Annotated in this window: 14 protein-coding genes; 13 read left to right on the forward strand and 1 reads right to left on the reverse strand. The window is 25.8% G+C overall.

Features of this window, described 5'->3' with window-relative positions; all coding sequences use genetic code 11:
• Window positions 1-192: 192 nt before the first annotated feature.
• The 9 genes from KGF45_RS00005 to KGF45_RS00045 all read left to right on the forward strand — a co-directional run bounded on the left by KGF45_RS00005 (window position 193) and on the right by KGF45_RS00045 (window position 12,638).
• Window positions 193-1,014, forward strand: coding sequence for a histidinol-phosphatase HisJ family protein (locus KGF45_RS00005; RefSeq protein ID WP_227829562.1), 822 nt, complete (start codon window positions 193-195; stop codon window positions 1,012-1,014).
• 272 nt (window positions 1,015-1,286) lie between these two features.
• Window positions 1,287-3,170, forward strand: a complete 1,884-nt coding sequence (locus tag KGF45_RS00010; protein ID WP_227841558.1) for a glycoside hydrolase family 13 protein — start codon at window positions 1,287-1,289, stop codon at window positions 3,168-3,170.
• Between the two features lie 226 nt (window positions 3,171-3,396).
• The gene (locus tag KGF45_RS00015) at window positions 3,397-4,281 is read left to right on the forward strand and encodes a hypothetical protein (RefSeq protein WP_227841559.1); all 885 of its coding nucleotides are present in this window, start codon (window positions 3,397-3,399) and stop codon (window positions 4,279-4,281) included.
• A 113-nt stretch (window positions 4,282-4,394) separates the two neighbouring features.
• On the forward strand, window positions 4,395-5,075 hold the full coding sequence (gene pgmB / locus KGF45_RS00020; RefSeq protein ID WP_227841560.1) for a beta-phosphoglucomutase: 681 nt from the start codon (window positions 4,395-4,397) through the stop codon (window positions 5,073-5,075).
• Complete coding sequence (locus KGF45_RS00025) at window positions 5,072-7,369, forward strand: glycoside hydrolase family 65 protein (RefSeq protein ID WP_227841561.1); 2,298 nt, start codon at window positions 5,072-5,074, stop codon at window positions 7,367-7,369. The genes pgmB and KGF45_RS00025 overlap by 4 nt, the downstream gene beginning before the upstream one ends.
• Before the next feature lie 217 nt (window positions 7,370-7,586).
• Window positions 7,587-8,480, forward strand: a complete 894-nt coding sequence (locus KGF45_RS00030; protein WP_227841562.1) for a glucosaminidase domain-containing protein — start codon at window positions 7,587-7,589, stop codon at window positions 8,478-8,480.
• Window positions 8,481-8,527: 47 nt separating this feature from the next.
• Complete coding sequence (locus KGF45_RS00035; RefSeq protein WP_227841563.1) at window positions 8,528-10,831, forward strand: glycoside hydrolase; 2,304 nt, start codon at window positions 8,528-8,530, stop codon at window positions 10,829-10,831.
• A gap of 381 nt (window positions 10,832-11,212) precedes the next feature.
• Entirely contained in the window at window positions 11,213-11,941 is a 729-nt protein-coding gene (locus KGF45_RS00040; protein WP_227829555.1) for an ABC transporter ATP-binding protein, read from the forward strand.
• The gene (locus tag KGF45_RS00045; protein WP_227829554.1) at window positions 11,934-12,638 is read left to right on the forward strand and encodes an ABC transporter permease; all 705 of its coding nucleotides are present in this window, start codon (window positions 11,934-11,936) and stop codon (window positions 12,636-12,638) included. The genes KGF45_RS00040 and KGF45_RS00045 overlap by 8 nt, the downstream gene beginning before the upstream one ends.
• Window positions 12,639-12,927: 289 nt before the next feature.
• Here KGF45_RS00045 and KGF45_RS00050 read toward each other — a convergent pair whose 3' ends face one another.
• On the reverse strand, window positions 12,928-14,184 hold the full coding sequence (locus KGF45_RS00050) for an MFS transporter (RefSeq protein ID WP_227829553.1): 1,257 nt from the start codon (window positions 14,182-14,184) through the stop codon (window positions 12,928-12,930).
• Window positions 14,185-14,442: 258 nt separating this feature from the next.
• Between KGF45_RS00050 and KGF45_RS00055 the strand changes: the two genes are divergently transcribed.
• From KGF45_RS00055 to KGF45_RS00070, 4 genes are all read left to right on the forward strand, one after another.
• Window positions 14,443-14,940 carry an SPOCS domain-containing protein gene (locus KGF45_RS00055; protein WP_227829552.1) on the forward strand — a complete coding sequence of 166 codons (498 nt, stop codon included), beginning with the start codon at window positions 14,443-14,445 and terminating at the stop codon, window positions 14,938-14,940.
• A gap of 27 nt (window positions 14,941-14,967) precedes the next feature.
• Window positions 14,968-15,981, forward strand: coding sequence for a DUF11 domain-containing protein (locus KGF45_RS00060; RefSeq protein WP_227841564.1), 1,014 nt, complete (start codon window positions 14,968-14,970; stop codon window positions 15,979-15,981).
• 472 nt (window positions 15,982-16,453) lie between these two features.
• Window positions 16,454-16,996 (forward strand): N-acetylmuramoyl-L-alanine amidase, encoded by a 543-nt coding sequence (locus tag KGF45_RS00065; RefSeq protein WP_227829550.1) that lies wholly within the window; start codon window positions 16,454-16,456, stop codon window positions 16,994-16,996.
• Window positions 16,997-17,346: 350 nt separating this feature from the next.
• Window positions 17,347-18,840 carry a DEAD/DEAH box helicase gene (locus tag KGF45_RS00070; RefSeq protein ID WP_227829549.1) on the forward strand — a complete coding sequence of 498 codons (1,494 nt, stop codon included), beginning with the start codon at window positions 17,347-17,349 and terminating at the stop codon, window positions 18,838-18,840.
• The last annotated feature ends 18 nt before the right edge of the window (window positions 18,841-18,858 follow it).

Here is an 18,858-nt window from a genome sequence, read left to right on the forward strand (position 1 = left end):
ATATTAATAAGGAAGTGTCTGAATTGATTTTATAAAATCAATTCAGACACTTCCTTTTTTGTATAAAAATAAGGTATTTCTTTAAAGAGGAAGTATTGTAAATAAAATTTAACTATTATCATTTTCTTTTAACAATTGTATACAATAAACCTGTAGTATAATTAAGGTAGATAAAATAAAGGGAGGGATAATATGAATTTAATTGATAATCATATTCATACTAATTTTTCAAGTGATGGAAAGGATTCAATGGAAGATACAATAAAAAAAGCTATAAGTATAGGTGTTAGATATTTAACTTTTACAGACCATTTAGAGCATGATGAAGGTAAGGGATTTTGTATAGATTATAACAACTATGTCCCAGTGTTTAATAAACTAAAAGAAAAGTATAAAAAGGATATAGAGTTATTATTAGGTGTTGAAGTAGGATATAGAAAACATTTAAAAAATGAAATAAAAGATGTAATAAATTCACATCCTTTTGATTTTATATTGTGCTCAACTCATACAATTGATAATGTACCTGTTCCATCGAAAAAATACTTTGAAGGACTTAGCAAAGAAGATGCATATTATAAATATTTTAATAGCATACTTGAAACTAATCATGAATTTAAAGATTATAATATATATGGACATTTAGATTATATATCTAGATATGGGATATATTCAGATAACAGAGTAATATATAATGATTTTAAAGATGTTATTGATGAAGTCTTAAAGTCAATAATTAATAATGGAAGTGGAATAGAGTTAAATACATCTGGTTATAGATATGGATTAAATGCCATACATCCAAATGAAGATATCTTAAAAAGATATAGAGAACTTGGAGGTTTTATAGTTACTGTAGGTTCTGACTCTCATAGAGTAGAAGATATATGTAAAGATTTTGATGTGGCTTATGATATGCTTAAATATCTTGATTTTAAATATGTATCATTATTTAAAGAGAGAGAAACTTATTTTTTAAACATAGAAAAAGTTAAATCTAATAATATAGCATAGAGAGCTAATATAGCATAGATAAGTCTTTTTAAATAATTTAAAAGTTAGTATAAAAATTAATAGTATGACATTGTATCCTCTAGGAAAATACTAGAGGTTTTTATTTTGCAAAAAAATAATAAAGATAAGATTTATTTTAATAAAAATGATTATTGTAGCTTAGAAAACTATTGTTATGATATTTAACTATTATATCTTTTTATTATGATATAATAGTTAAATATATTGACCTATCTTTAAATTATGTAAATTATTAGAAAGAAGGGATAAAGTTGTCTAATAAAAATAAAGAAAATATAACTTTAAACAATCAAATCACAGAATCAACTCAACAAACTTTAACAAAAGAAGCTATATTACATATACCAATGAGCAACTATGCTTATGGCTATGATAGAGAAACATTACATATAAGAATTAGAACTAAAAAAAATGAGGTAAAAAAAGTGACCTTAAGGATAGGAGACCAATATGTATGGGACAAAGGAGGTGCAGGAGGAGGGAATCTAAATGCATCTGGACTTGGTTGGTCTGGTGGAACAAATATAATGATGAACAAAGAAGTAGAAACAGAATTATTTGATTATTGGATAGCTGAGTGTAAGCCTTTAAATAAACGTTCAAGGTATGGATTTATAATAGAAGGTCAAGAAGAAAAAATTTTATTTACAGAAAAAAAGATAATAAAATTAGGAAACGAAAATGATGAGAAAGAGTTATGTGAAATAAGTAATTTTTTTGGATATCCATATTTGAATCATATAGATATACCTAAAGTCCCAAATTGGGTAAAGGATACTGTTTGGTATCAAATATTTCCTGATAGATTTGCAAATGGAAATCCATCTATAAATCCAGAAGGAGTAGATATATGGGGAGCTATTCCAACAAGAGATAATTTTACAGGTGGAGATTTACAAGGTGTAATAGACCACCTAGATTATTTGAGCGATTTAGGAGTAAATGGAATTTATTTTTGTCCTATTACAGTTGGAAAAACTAATCATAGATATGATACGATGGACTACATGGAAATAGACCCTACCTTAGGTGATAAAGCTACTTTGAAAAAACTGATAGAAGAAGCACATAAAAGAAATATAAAAATAATGTTGGATGCTGTATTTAATCATATAGGATATTATTCTAAACAGTGGCAAGATGTAGTTAAAAATAAGGATAATTCGAGATATAAAGATTGGTTTTATATAAAAGATATGAGTAAAGTTGATACTCCAATAGAAGAAATAGATGAAAAAAACATACCTTATGAAACTTTTGGGTGTGAAAAATACATGCCGAAACTTAACACAGAAAATTCAGAAGTAATAGAATACTTATTGAGTGTAGGGAGGTATTGGATACAGGAATTTGATATAGATGCATGGAGATTGGATGTATCAAATGAAGTAGATCATGCTTTCTGGCGAAAATTTAGACAAGAGATTAAAAGAATAAAACCTGATATATACATATTGGGAGAAATTTGGCATGGAAGTTTACCATGGTTGATGGGAGACCAATTTGATTCAGTTATGAATTATTTAATGTCAGAAGCTATGAAACAATTCTTTTGTACAAATGAGATAAATGCTGAAGAATTTAAATATATGATAAATGATGTAATAGTAAGCTATCCAATGCAAGTCAATGAAGTTATTTTTAATTTACTTGGAAGTCATGATACTACTAGAATATTGACTTATGCAAATGGTAATATAGGTAAATTTAAACTTGCGCATTTATTTATGTTTATACAATCAGGAAGTCCTTGTATATACTATGGTGATGAAATAGGAATGCAAGGAGAACTAAGTCCAGTATCTGAAGGACAAAGAAAATGTATGGAATGGAATGAGGAAAAATGGAATAAAGATATACTTGATTTTATGAAGAAGATTATTAGACTTCGTAAATCAAATAGAGAGCTTAGAACTGTATCAAATGAGTGGATACTATCAGATAAAAAAAATGGAACAATTATATTAAAAAAAGAATCTATTACAGTAATAATAAATAATTCATCCAAAGATTTAATCTTAAAGTTACCAGATTACTTGATGAATAGAAAAGTAAAAGATTTATATGAAGAAAAGATAATTGATTTAAAGGAAGAAATAACATTAAAAAAATACGAGTTTATTATTTTAAAATAATGTAACAATGTGCTTGATTTAAAATTAACTATAACTTTTTATATTATTTAAATAAAGTATCTTTAATTATAATAAATGAATTTAGTATAATTTTATATACAGGTGATTTGTAATAAAACTTGTTAAGAAAAGTTTTTATTTAGATGAAAATAAATATTGAAGTTTTTAATTATTTTGTAATTTAATAAAAAGGAGAATTACTGAATAAGTAGAGGGAAGGGAAAACATGAATGACTATAAAGAATATATATTTACAGTAAAGTCTAGTAGTGTAAATTTAATTTTAGGTTTGATATTTTTATCAATTGGGATTGTATTAAGTGTATTTTGTGTATATATTAAACAGTATTACATATTAGTAATTACTATTACACTTACAATATATGGATTAACTTCAATTCTCAAATATACAAGAAAGTATATTATTTTTGATTTATATAATATTAAAGTTCGTAAATTCATAGGGCGTGAAAAAGAGTATTCATATCGTGATATTACTAGAATTTCAATAAATAATAAGAAGCAGGAATGTCCAGTTAAAATATATGTAGATAATAATAAAATTGCAATTTTTTTTATATCTGATAAAAATTATCTGTCTGCTATAGCTGAAATGAAGCGAAGAGAATTACCATTTGATGATAAAAGTATAGATTATATATCAGATATGCCACTTTGGATTCCAATTCAATCTAATGAAATTAAAAAGTTTTGTAATGAAGCTTCACGAAAACTTGAAAAACAGGTTAAAGAGGATTTGTGTAAAATAGAAAAAGAGTTTGGAAAGGATATATCTTTTTCTTTTGGTATAGATATTGAAGAAAATCCGTTTGTATGTGTATTTTTAGTATGTATTATGAAGAATGAAAATTATACAAAAGTTATAAAAAAATACAGAGGGGAAAAAGCATGGGCTATGTTTCCTGTATATATAGTGGGACCACGACTATATAAGAAAGAAATTGAAGATGGGAAATTTATTTGCAATATAAATTATTTAAATGCTTTTTCTGGAAAGATGTGGTCAAATTTTTCTAGAGTGATAAAAAAATATGGTGTGCAAGAGAGTGAAATAGATGTGGGTTTTGAATTAAAGAGTGAATTAGATTGAATAGTTCTATAAAGAATATTTAAAATATAAAAGAATATCTAAAATATGAGATATAGACGCAAAATAAATTAATTATTAGTCTAAAAAATCCTTATAGAGAAAGAGGTATAGGAATGCTTGAAGCATTTATATTTGATTTAGATGGAGTGATTACAGATACAGCAGATTATCATTATTTAGCTTGGAAAAAACTAGCTGATGAGATTGGTATAGATATAGATAAGGAATTTAATGAGTCTTTAAAGGGTATAAGTAGAATGGAATCATTAAATAAAATACTAGAATATGGATATAAAAAAGATTCATTTTCGGAAGAAGAAAAAATGAAAATGGCTGAAGACAAAAATAACTATTATGTATCTTTAATAAACAAGATAACTTCAAATGATATTTTACCAGGTATAAAAAATTTACTTGATGATATAAAATCTAATAATATAAAGATAGGATTATCTTCTGCAAGTAAGAATGCCACAAATGTATTAAAACATCTAGGCATAAGTGACCAATTTGATTTCATAGCGGATGCATCAAAATGTAAGAACAACAAACCATATCCAGATATATTTCTCATGTCAGCAAAGGGGCTTGGTGTAAATCCTAAAAATTGTATAGGTATAGAAGATGCAAGTGCAGGTATTGATGCTATAAACTCAGCTAATATGTTTTCTGTTGGAGTTGGAGATTATAAAAATCTAAAAAAAGCAAATTTACTTGTAAATTCAACAAGTCAGTTAAATTTTAAGTATATATTAAGTGAGTATAATAAGTATATAGTTAGGAGCGTTATATGAAATGTTTGTTTGATAATATAAATGAGTGGAAAATTATACAAGACAAGATTGAAATTAAAGAAAATAGATTAGCAGAGTCTATAATGAGTATAGGCAATGGTTATATGGGTATGAGAGGAAACTATGAGGAAAGATATAGCGGAGATAGTCATAGAGGTTCTTATATAGCTGGAGTATGGTTTCCAGATAAAACTCGTGTTGGATGGTGGAAAAATGGATATCCAGAATACTTTGGTAAAATTCCTAACTCAGTTAATTATATAGGGATAAGAATTTTCATAGATGGTGTAGAGTTAGACCTTGCAAAATGTAATGTTGAAAATTTTTATAGAGAATTAGACATGAAAAATGGTATTTTAAAGCGCAAATTTACTGTGAATATTAATGGCAAAAAATTTGAAGCTAATATAACAAGATTTTTAAGCATATCAGTTAAGGAATTAGCTGTAATAAAGTATGATATAAAAGCTTTGAATTCTAGCGCTAAAATAAAATTTATTCCATACTTAGATTCAAATATAAAAAATGAAGATTCAAATTATGAAGAAGAATTTTGGAATGCAGTTTCTTCAAGTTCCTCAGAATATAGAGGAAAGATACTTTCACGTACAAAAGAAAATACATTTAATACACCAATATTTACAGTAGGTGCAATGATGCATATTAAAACAAGAGGTAAAGTAGATGATATATCTTATTTAAGTACTGATAATTACTGTGAAAATTCAATAACAATGGATATTTTAGAAAATGAAACTATTGGAATAGAAAAATATGTAACAATAACTTCTACTAGAGATTATGGTGAAAATGAGTTATTAAAGAGATGTGAAGATATTTTAAATATAGAAATATTTAAAGATTACGAAGATATCTTAAATAAACATACAAAATTGTGGAATAAAAGATGGGAAAGTGCAGATATAAAGATAGAAGGGGATAAGAGTAGTCAACAAGGTATAAGATATAATCTATTTCAACTATTCTCGACTTATTATGGAGAAGATTCAAGATTAAATATAGGACCAAAAGGATTTACTGGTGAAAAATATGGAGGTGCTACTTATTGGGATACAGAAGCATTTTGTCTTCCAGTATATTTAGGTGTGGCAGATAAGAGTGTAGCAAGAAATCTTTTAGTATATAGATACAATCAGCTAAAGCAAGCAAAAGATAATGCAAAAAAACTTGGACTTAAGGGAGCCTTATACCCAATGGTTACTTTTGATGGAGTAGAATGTCATAATGAATGGGAGATAACATTTGAAGAGATTCATCGCAATGGAAGTATAGTATATGCAATATATAATTATACAAATTATACAGGTGATTTTGAATATATAAAAGAAAAGGGTATAGATGTAATAATAGAAGTAGCTAGATTTTGGGCTAGCAGAGTACATTTATCTACAAGAAAAGGTTTGTATATGATACATGGAGTTACAGGCCCAAATGAATACGAAAACAATATTAATAATAATTGGTATACTAATTATATAGCCAAGTGGTGTTTGGAATATGCTATAGAAAATGTCTTAAAGTTAGAAAAAGAGTACAGCGAATGTATTGAAAGAAATAATATAAGTAGAGAGGAAATTGAGGACTGGAAAATAATATCAAAGAAAATGTATTTGCCATATGATGAAGAATTACAAATAATAGTTCAGAATGATAATTTTTTAGATAAGGAATTTATAGAGGTAAAAGATTTGCCAAAAGAGAATCTTCCTCTTAATCAAAAATGGTCTTGGGATAAGATTCTTAGGTCTTGCTTTATAAAACAAGCGGATGTGTTACAAGGAATTTATTATTTTGGAAATAGGTTTACTAAAGAAGAGAAAAAGAGAAACTTTGATTTTTATGAGAGATATACTGTACATGAATCTTCTTTATCTTCTAGTGTTTATTCTATTATCGCTTCTGAAGTAGATAACCTAAAAAAAGCTTATGAATTATACTCAAGAACAGCTAGACTTGATTTAGATAATTATAATAATGATACTAATGATGGTCTTCATATAACCTCAATGTCTGGCTCATGGCTTTCCATTGTACATGGATTTGCAGGTATGAGAACATGGAATGAAACTCTATCTTTTGAGCCTAGGTTGCCTCAAGAATGGAAGAATTATTCTTTTAATATAAATTATAGAGATAATAATATCAATGTTGATGTATATAGTAATTTAATTAAGATAGAAAATTTAAAGGGAAAACCAATAAGAATTATTGTATATGGAAAAGAGTATATATTAGAAAAATCTATAGAGATTGATAGAAATAAATTAAAATAATGTTTTATTGTATAAATAGTTAAAATAAATTTATCTAATTTAAAATTTATTTTAACTATTTTTTATTTAATGCAAACCTATATATTATAACAATAATCGTGCTTTAAATTAAATATATTACATAAATCTTCATAAAATCTTCATAATTTCGTAAAGAATATGTAACAAAAGTAGGGTATATTGTATTCTGTAGAGAATATAAGGGAGGAAATAATTTATGAAGAATAAGAAGTTCATTGTAGCAATACTAATAATAGTAGTTGGAATAGGGGTATTAGTAAAAGAATATTCAATTAAAGAGATAAATAAGGATGATATAGATGTTAGTAAGTATATAGAATATGCTGATTTAGCAAGTGAAAATAATGCACAAGTTAATTGGAAGTATGTAGCTTCCATTATTGCTGTATTAAATAAAAATAAGTTAGAAAAAGTTAATGATTCACAAATAAAAGAAGTATCAGATTTATTTGTTAAAGATTTTTCTAAAAATAATAAAGTGGAAAAGTTAAGTAGTGTTTTAAATGAGTTAAAATTTAATAATAAACAAAAAAGATTGGTTAATGATTATATAGAGGACCTTAAAGATTATGGCATAAAGCCAGAAAGATTAAAATCTGACACACAATATATGAAATTTATTAATGAGATTGAAACATCAGCTATACAAAACTATAAAAATTATAAAATACTGCCATCTATAACTATTGCACAAGCAATAATTGAATCTAGTTGGGGTAAATCAAGTTTAGCGAAAGAGTATAATAACTTATTTGGTATAAAGGCCGATGCCTATTGGAAAGGAAAATCAGTTACTTTAGAAACAAAAGAACATTTAGATACAATTATAGATGATAAATTTAGAATATATGATGCTAAAAGTGAATCTATAAAAGACCATGCAAAATTTTTAGCTACAAATAAAAGATATAAAGCCAATGGTGTATTTGATGCAAAAACATATATCTATCAAGCTAAAGCATTAGAAAAAGCAGGTTATAGCACTGCAAAAGATGAAAGTGGAAATAACATATATGCAAAACGTCTAATAGAATTAATTCAACAATATAATCTTCAATTAATAGATAGTGAAATTCAAAGTAAACTGTAACCTTGACGTAACATAAGGATGATATATTTATCGAGGAGGTGGCTTTTATGAAAAAAATATTCTCGGTATTTACAAGTTGTATAATTATTGCAACTACTATCACTGGATGTAGTAGTAGTGAGGTGATTAATGACACATCATCTATGTATAATGTCAAAAATCTGGATTTTAATTTTGAAGTAAAACCAGAAACTTTTGAGGTATCAGTAGAATCCAATGGTTTAAAGGAAAAGATATCTGAACCATTAAAAGAAAGGAAAGTATCAAATTTCAAAAAGACGAAGACAGAGACATCATGGACATATCCTGATGAAAACATAGACATAAATATAAAAAAGGAGGAAAGCTATTTAGATGTAGACATTAAATCTAATTCAGAAAAAGAAGCTAGTTTTAATTGGCCAAGAATTGAAGGCGAAAGTTATGTGTTACCACTTTATGAAGGCAAGTTTATACCAAGTGATGATAAGTACTGGAAAGAGCATTTAAATGAATCAGCTTACAATGTCATAGAATCCTTTTCAATGCAGTTTTTTGCAGTAAATAAGACAAAGTATTCTGTGCTTTATATTATTGAAAATGAGTTTAATAATGAGATTAAATTTAATTCTAAAGATAAAATTAATTTTACATTTACACATGAATATCCAAGTATAAATAAAAATAAAGAGTATGGATTTAAGATATATTTGACTGACAAAAATATTACAGATGTAGCCAAAACATATAAAAATTATATAGTTGATAAAGGGGAGTTTAAAACATTAGAAGAGAAATCTAAGGATAATGAAAACATTAAAAAGCTTTATGGAGCTCCACAGATTTATTTTGCAGACAAATCTATAATAACAGTAAGTGATATTAAATGGGACAAATTAAAGAAAAATTTATCAGACGATTTAATTAATTGGATGAAAGAACTCTTAAGTAAAAAACCTGATAATAGTGAATTTATAACTGTACTTGACCAGATAAGAAATCAAGATTATATAGATAAATATCAAAAAAATCAAATAGTTCAAGCGTTTAATCAAGTTATGCAACTAAATACTTTTTATAATAGTAAGGTTTTTGATAGTAATGATAAAGAAATAAAAAAAGTATTAGATAAAGGAATATCTAAATTAAATAGAGTAGAACTTATAGAGTTTAACAAGAAGCTATTAAAGTCAAAACTAGGGGATAGTGTGAATAAAATTGATACATGGGCAAGATATAATACAATTGATGTAATTAATGATATGAATAAATCTGGTATTGATAATGCTTGGATAGGGTTTGATGATATGGAAGATGGTTATGTATCACCAGAGATAGTCAAAAGAGCTAATGATTTAGGTTATCTTGTAGGACCATATGATTCATACCATTCTATACACAAGCCAGGGGAAGAAAAATGGAGTACGGCAGCATTTAAAGATAAGTCACTATATGAAAATGCTACTATAGAAAATAAAAAAGGTGAAAAAGAATCTGGATTTCAAGGAGAAGGAAGACAACTAAATCCTACATTGTCTTTACCAAGTGTAAAAGAGAGAGTAAAAAGTATATTGGATGAAGGGTATAAATTTAATTCTTGGTTTATAGACTGTGATGCTACAGGAGAAATTTTTGATGATTATTCTCCAAATCATATAACAACACAGTCACAAGATTTAAAAGCCAGACTCGAAAGAATGTCGTATATAAGAGATAATGCTAATATGGTTATAGGTTCAGAAGGAGGAAATGACTTTGCAAGTGGTACTATAGCATTTGCACATGGGCTTGAGACACCAGCATTTGCTTGGGTAGATAAAGATATGAGCAAGAACAAAGAAAGTGAATATTATGTTGGCAGATACTATTCTCCAACAGGAGGAGTACCAGAAGTCTTTTCGAAACAGATACCTGTAAAAGAAAAATACAAAAAAATATTTATAGACCCAACTTATTCTTTACCTTTATTTAGATTAGTTTATAATGATTCTGTTGTATCTTCTCATCAATGGTTATGGGGAACTTTTAAAATTAAGGATGAAGTTGGAAGTAGAATGATGAAAGAAGTATTATATAATACACCACCTATGTATTATATAGATAGAACTGAATGGGAAAAACATAAAGGTGAAATAATTTCTCATGATAAAGTATGGTCAGAGTTTAATAAAAAGGCTATTAAAAGAGAAATGACAGACTTTGAGTTTATTTCTGATGATAGATTAGTTCAAATGACTAAATATGGAGAGGATTTAAAAGTAGTAGCTAATTTTTCTGGAAAAGATGTTAAATATGAAAATGAAATTGTAAAGTCAAATTCTTTGGTAATATATGATAATAATAAGAAAGTTATTTATAAACCAGAACAATAGATTTAATGAAAATAAATTCTATTAAACTCACATATAAAATAAAATGATATTTAATTAGACTATACAAAATAGTGACTATCTTAATTATTAAAATTAAGATAGTCACTATTTTTATATCATTTTTAATATTGAAAACCTTGCCCAAGTAATATTAAATATCTGAACTATTCCAACATATACCCTACCCATTGTACCTTTTAATAAATATAAATTTTATTTTAGACAATATATTGACTTTTTGAATTAAAGATAGTATTCTTAAATAAGACATCATATTGTCTATTTGAAGTGATATTATTTTATGAAAGAATCAAATTTGAAATGTTTAATAAACACTAAAAACAAAGACTGATTCATAGAGAAAGGAAAATATTAACGAAAATGAATACAATCATTAAAGTTCAAGATTTGGTAAAAGTATTTGATAATCAAGAGGTTATCAAACATTGTAACATAAATGTAGAGAAAGGAAGTATTTATGGATTTTTGGGTGCAAATGGAGCTGGAAAAACTACAGTACTAAAATTGATAGCTGGTTTATTAAAACCAACCGCTGGGAATATAATGATTTCTGATATGAATATATCAGAAAATCGTAATAATATTTTAAGAAAAATTGGATGTATTATAGAAACACCTATTTTTTATGAACATTTATCAGTGGAGGAAAATTTAAAGATACATAACGCTTACATGAATTTTTCTGGTGCAGATATAAATGCTGTTTTGCAAAAAGTAGGACTCGAAAATACTGGAAAGCTACAGGTATGTAAGTTCTCTTTGGGTATGAAGCAAAGGTTGGGGATTGCTCGTGCAATCATACATAATCCAGATATTCTTTTACTTGATGAACCTATCAATGGTCTTGACCCTATGGGAATAAAACAAATGCGTGATTTATTCAAAACACTTGCAAAAGAATATGATATGACACTTATTATTTCAAGTCATATATTAAGTGAAATAGAGTATATAGCTGATACAATAGGTATTATTTCAAATGGAAGTATTTTAAAAGAAATTCCTATGTCTACAGTAAAACAAGAATTTCCCAATGGTTTGGAAGAGTATTTTTTTGAAATAATGAATGGAGGAAACAACTGTGTATAAACTTATAAAATTAGAACTAAAAAAAAATAAAATTCGCCCTTATCTTAATGCCATGGGTATTATTACTTTATGTGTATTAGGATTTTTATATACATTTGCTATGATTGCTTATTTAGGAGGAGACACAGATTCTGCTGAGTTTTCTAATTACCATAATATTTGGGTAATCACTAACGTTTTACAAATGGTAGCTTATGCCATTTTATCATCTGCATTGTTTTCCACATTTGTTATAAAAGAATATTCTGGGAAAAATGCAATTTTAATTTTTACTTATCCAATAAATCGAAAGACTTTATTGAACTCAAAGATTGTATTAATAGCTACATTATGTTTGAGCTTTATGTTGATTGGAACGATTATTTCCCTACTTATATTTACGATGACAGAAGCTATTTTTCCTATGATTTCTGATAATTTTACTCTTGGATTGTTTTTTAAGATTATCATTGAAACAATTTTGTGTGCTGTATTCTCTTTATTTATAGGTGTAATTTCTGCTAGCATTGGATTTCGAAAATATTCCATTCAAACAACGATTATAGCCTCTGTTATTCTTGCCTCATGCACTGCTAACATTGTAACAACTATGATTCACACATATATTCCTTTTATTATTGTCTGGATAGTAGCAGCAGTATTAGCTGTACTTTCGTACTTATGGCTTATCTCAAAAGTCGAAGACATAGAAGTATAATTGTATATTTAATTAAAGATAGTTCTAATGAATAAAGCAACAGATAATAATAAGGTGTCATACTTTATTTATCTGTTGCTTTTTACCGTTTTGTAGATGATTAAAGTATGTTTTCCAATCAGTTTGTATATTTAAAAATAATTATAAATAGTATGTTTATTTTACTTTAATTACTTGATTTAGCATTTTTGTTATCTCAATATTAATAAATAAATTTAAAACTTTAAATATGCCCTTTTACTATAGGCTTTTTATAAAAGAATTAAATCCTTTTTAATTATTTTATATTTTATGCCTTTGATTCATTCTTATACAGATATTTAGCAAGGATTGAAATTGATAGCATAATTATGAACATACATACTATAGGTATATAAACTCTAGAACTGAAAACTTCAAATAATTTTCCATGCATAATTTGACCAACTGGAGCAACACACTGTGATACAGCTGTAATAGTAGCCATTACTTTCCCCAATAATTCATTAGGAGTTTGTTTTTGAACAATAGTTAAAACGAATATAGTAATAATTGTCATAGACATGGCTATAGGTATAACACAAATAAATAGTAATATAAAAGATGGATAGTATCCTAGTTTAAGCATTGAAGGTGAAACAGAAATGGCCATTGGTATCATCAAAATACTAATTAACATTAACCAGCGATATAATGTATTCATTTTCATTTTTTTAGCAAACATACCTATTGAAAGTGCACCTAAAACACTACTAAATTCAATAATTCCTATCCCTATGCCATACATATTATTACTACTATGCATTGTTATACGTAAAATATATTGTATTCCTACAAGTAAGAATGGAGTCAAAAATAAATTTAAAGAAGCTGCTAGAATCATGGCTTTACTAATATAAGATTGTTTTATAACATAAGAAAATCCTTCTTTCATATCACTGACTATTGTTGATACTATGCTTCCATTAACTTCTCTTTTATTAAAAGGTATATGAATAAACATTTCCATTACTGCGGATAGAAAAAATGCAATACAACTTGTAATAAGAAGCATCTTAATTCCAATAAGACCATACAACAAACCTCCAAGAACAGGAGCAAACATACTTGAAAGAGAGCCAATTCCATTTACAATTCCATTTGCTTGTTCTAAATCTTTTTCATTTACTATTAAAGGTATGCTTGCCTGCACAGTAGGTTGATACATAGAACTAATAATTGACAATAGTACCATAATAACCCCAATTAATATAATTGAATTGTTTAAAGAGGAAAGAAGACAAATAAACGTAAAAATAATAATCGAACTCATAAAATCAAAGATGACCATTAAATTTTTACGATTAAATCTATCCGCTATTGCACCACCAATTGGAGAAAATAAAAGAGGTATGTTTGATATTGCATATAAAGCTGCAAATATGTCTGCACGTCCTGTCGTATCTAAAATATAAGTGGAAAGTCCAAATCTTAACAACGATGAACCAAGTATAGAGATAATTTGACCAAGTACTATTAGATTAAAATTCTTATTAAAACAACTATTCATTTTATTTAAATCTTGCATTTTTAGAACACCTCACTTTTAAAGACTGACCGTCGGTCTATAAAGATTATAATCAATTATAAATAAGAAGTCAATAGATATACTTAATTTATAATTTTAAAATTATATTTTTAGTTTAAATAAAAGGTATTATATCTATTAAAAATATATAGTATCTTATGAATAGCGATATTTCTTTGATACTAAATTAAAAATAGTAATTTGAAATAGTTATAATGAATAGTATTAATATATAGATATAGGGAGATTGATGAAATCATGTATGAAAAAGATAAGGTTATATATAATCTGGAAGAATGTGAAAGTCTAGAAAATACATTTTACTTTTCTCAATTTAATACATATAAAAATTTTAAGCTAGCTTCTAAAAAATCTGGAGTAAGTTTATTAGACACATCTGTTTGTGGCATGAATATCCACGATATAAAATTGATTGATACAATAGAATGTATGTCATTAGAGGATGAGCAGATGACGGGTAAAAAGTTAATTTTAGTTGGTGATATAAATGCTAATATAAGGTTAGAAAACATAAGTAATGCTAAAAGAAATAGGAATCCTACAAAGAAAAATATACTTGAATTAAAAATACCTTTTAGTACATTTATACAAATGCCTAGAGGAATTAAAAATAACGATAAAATTAATTTAAAGTATATTATACAAGATATAACATCATCTATTTTAGATGAAAATAATTTATTTATAAGTGTAACTACAATTATAAGTTATGACAATAATTTTAAAATAAGATAATGTTTAAATTATAGAAAGGTGGGTGCAATGAGAGGTATCAATGAATATGGGGAAAATTTTAGTTATAAGTTATTATCTAGAAGCCCTATAATAACAAAAACTACTTTTAGTAATATTATTTCAAATGATATCAGTGGAAATATTTTAAAGGTAGAAAAATATGTTGATAAAGAATATGCATCTGTATTTGATATTTTAACATATACTATTGTTGTTACAAATATAAGTAATCGCAAAACTGGGAATATATTTTTTAAAGATTATATTTCTAAATACATAAAGTTTATAAATAATACTGTAGAAGTTAATGGTATCAAAAAAGGTGAATTAAATCCACAACAAGGTTTTTACATAGGTAAGATAAATGGAAATTGTAAAAAAAAAATATCTTTTAAAAGTATAGTATTAGCAAATTCAGCATGCAGGGTTATAGAAAACCACGCTAATATATATTATTATTATAAGTATGATATGGAAAAATTTCCAATGAAAATATCAATAGAAAGTAATTGTGTTTATACAAGTATTAAAAAAGCTGTATTTAAACAATTAAATATAAGTAATACTTTAAAAGCACCTAAAAATCTAAAAGATATATTAAAAGTGAATACAAATAGCAAAATACTCGATGTAAAACTTATAAAAAATCCTATAAATAAAGAAAAAAATTTAAAACTATGTAATTTAATAATTGTTGGAAGTATAGAGTTTGAAATGGATTATAGTTGTAGAAATCATAGTAGATTTAAATCAGTAAATAAATCAGATAATATTGATGACACTCAAGAAGATAAGGACTATAGAAGTAATATAAAAATGGCTAATGAAAATATAAAAAATTACAAAAATCAAATTAATATTAATACTAACAAAATTAAAAAAGTAACTAAAACTTTTGGTTTCTCTTGCTCTATTTGTTCACCTGTTGGAATAGTTTATGAAGATGTAAAAAGTATAAATATAAAAACTGAACATGTATCAATAAATGAACTGAATAATGGTGAATTATTTATAAATACATCACTTCTATTATACTATTAATTAGTTGTACATAAAATTTAAAATTACTAAAGTAACTATATAGTTTAATGTATACAAATATTATTATAGATTAGATATAAGGTGATAATTGTGTTAAAACAGTGTCAATTATAAAAAATCAATTATCAAGTATTTATGACTTATAAATCGATTATAAATCCTTAATAATCACCTCTTACCAAACAATTTATTCTAATATTATAATGACAAGTATATAGTTTAAGAATAAAAGTGTTAGCAAAGTTAGAGATAAGAAATTTGTGATTCTTGAGGAACTTTTAGCTTACAATATATCTGTAATAAATAAAATTAAGCATCTAGATTTACGCTAAAATAAGACAAATATGTTAAAAAAATGATAAGTTATGAGAACTTTTGCCATCTTCAATTAATATATTATTACTAGTAATAACTTTAAAATCATATTACTATTATATAAATTTTAGCTTTAAAAGAAGGTGACAAAAAGTAAATGAAAATATGCATAACAGTAGGTCATAGTATACTAAAAGGTGGAAAAAGTACAGGTGTAAATGCAATAGTTGATGAGTATAGTTATAATAAAAAATTAGCTCCTATGCTAGCAGAGATGCTTATAAGTCAAGGTAATGCAGTAGATGTAATAATTTGTCCAGAAAGACATTTTGTAGCAGAAAAGGAAGAGTTTTTTTATAGAGTTCCAAAAATAAATAGTGGCAAATATGATTTACTAGTAGAGCTACATTTAAATAAAAGTGATGGAAAAAGCTTTGGTGCAGAAGTACTTTATTATGGTAATGAAGGATTAGAATATGCTAAAAGAGTATCTAATAAACTTGGGGAACTATTTGAAAATAGAGGAGCTAAAAAAAGAGAAAATTTATATATATTGAGAAACACCAATCCAGTTGCAATACAAATTGAAAGTTTTTTCTGTGATAATATGGATGATTGTAATAAAGCCAATGAAGCAGGTTATGACTATATAGCACGATTAATAACAGAAGGTATTTTGAATAAAGATATAGGTATGTGAGATTATGGTAATTTAGGTATTGATTAATACCTTTTAATCTTAGATATAAATTGAAACAATGTCTAGAAATATAAATTAAACCTAAAAAGTATACTAATTCAGTCTATTTAAGTCGATTAAATTATCTAAAAAAATACCCCTTGAAAATATTGATTTATCAATGTTAATAAGGGGTATTTTTTTGTAAGATTTTATTTTGATTTAAGGACTAGTTTATAATTTTTTGTTGCGAAAATCTATATATGTAGGATAATAAAAACTATAAAAATATTGACATCTTACATTATAATAATAGAATGGAGAAAAATATAATTGATAAGATGAAAATAAATATAGTAAGGTGGTAACATATGAAATATACATTCGAAAGTTTTAAATTAGATAAAAAGATACTTAAGTCATTAAAAAATTTAGAATATAATGTGCCTTCTAAGGTACAAATAGAGGTTATTCCAGAATTGTTAAATAATAAAAATATAGCAGTAAAATCAAAAACAGGAAGTGGGAAAACAGCAAGTTTTGCAATACCTATATGTGAAAATATTGATATAGAGTATAATAATATTCAAGCACTTATAGTAGTACCAACGAGAGAATTAGCACTACAGGTAAAAGATGAAATATCAGATATAGGAAGGTTAAAGAAGGTGAGATGTAGTGCTATATTTGGTAGACAATCTATAAAAGAACAAATAGCTGAGTTAAAACAAAGGGTTCATATCGTTGTAGCTACTCCAGGTAGAATAATTGACCATATAAATAGAGGTACTATTAATTTAGAAAAAATGAAGTATTTAATAATAGATGAAGCTGATAAAATGTTTAACAAAGGTTTTCTTGAACAAATGGAAACAATATTAACCAATATACCGAAAGAGAGAACGTTAGGTCTTTTTTCAGCTACGATAGGTGAAGAGATAGAATATATATGTGAAAAATATATGCCAGATTATAGTATTATAAATGTAGAAGGAAATGAAAGTAATACTAATGAAGGATTAAGACAAATAGATGACAAAATAATCAAGTCAAAGGAAAGAAATAAGTATATAGTTTTAAAAGAATTAATATACAGTGAAAATCCAAGAAGTGTAATAATATTTTGTAATACTAAAGAAAAAGTATCTAAATTATATAACAAAATGAGTAAGGAAGGTTTTTTGGTAAGAGAGTTACATGCAGATTTATCCCAAGAAAAAAGAATATTTGTGATTAAGGATTTTAAAAATATAAAGTTTAATGTATTAGTTAGTAGTGATGTAGCATCTAGAGGAATACATATTGATGATATTTCTTTAGTGATAAATTATGATGTACCACAAGATAAGGAAAACTATATACATAGAATAGGTAGGACTGGGAGAAAAGGAAATAGTGGAAAAGCTATTACTATAGTAGATGAAAAGGATGAAAAATATATAGAGAATATAGAAACATATGTAGGATATAAAATAAATGAGTTAACTAATATAGAACAAAGTAGTATTATACAGGGTAAAGTTTTATTTGAAGAATATTCAAAAGAAATTTTGAAAGAAGTATCGAAAAGAAAAAAAATGGATAAAAATCCACACAAAAGTAAATGTATAAAACCAAATCTAGAAAATGAAGTTGTTAGATTATATTTAAATGCTGGTAAAAAGAAGAAAATAAGGGTCTTAGATATAGTTGGAGCATTTAGCAATATAAAAGGTATTACTAATGATGATATAGGTGTAATCGAAGTTAAAGATTTATGTTCATATATAGATATATTAAATCACAAGGGAGATTTAATATTAAAAAAATATAAGGAGATACCTATAAAGAAAAAAATGGTTAAGGTGAAAAGAGATATACGATAATTCAGTGTAATAGAAAAA

The organism is Clostridioides sp. ZZV14-6154 (assembly GCF_020657785.1).
Classification (GTDB): Bacteria; Bacillota; Clostridia; order Peptostreptococcales; family Peptostreptococcaceae; genus Clostridioides.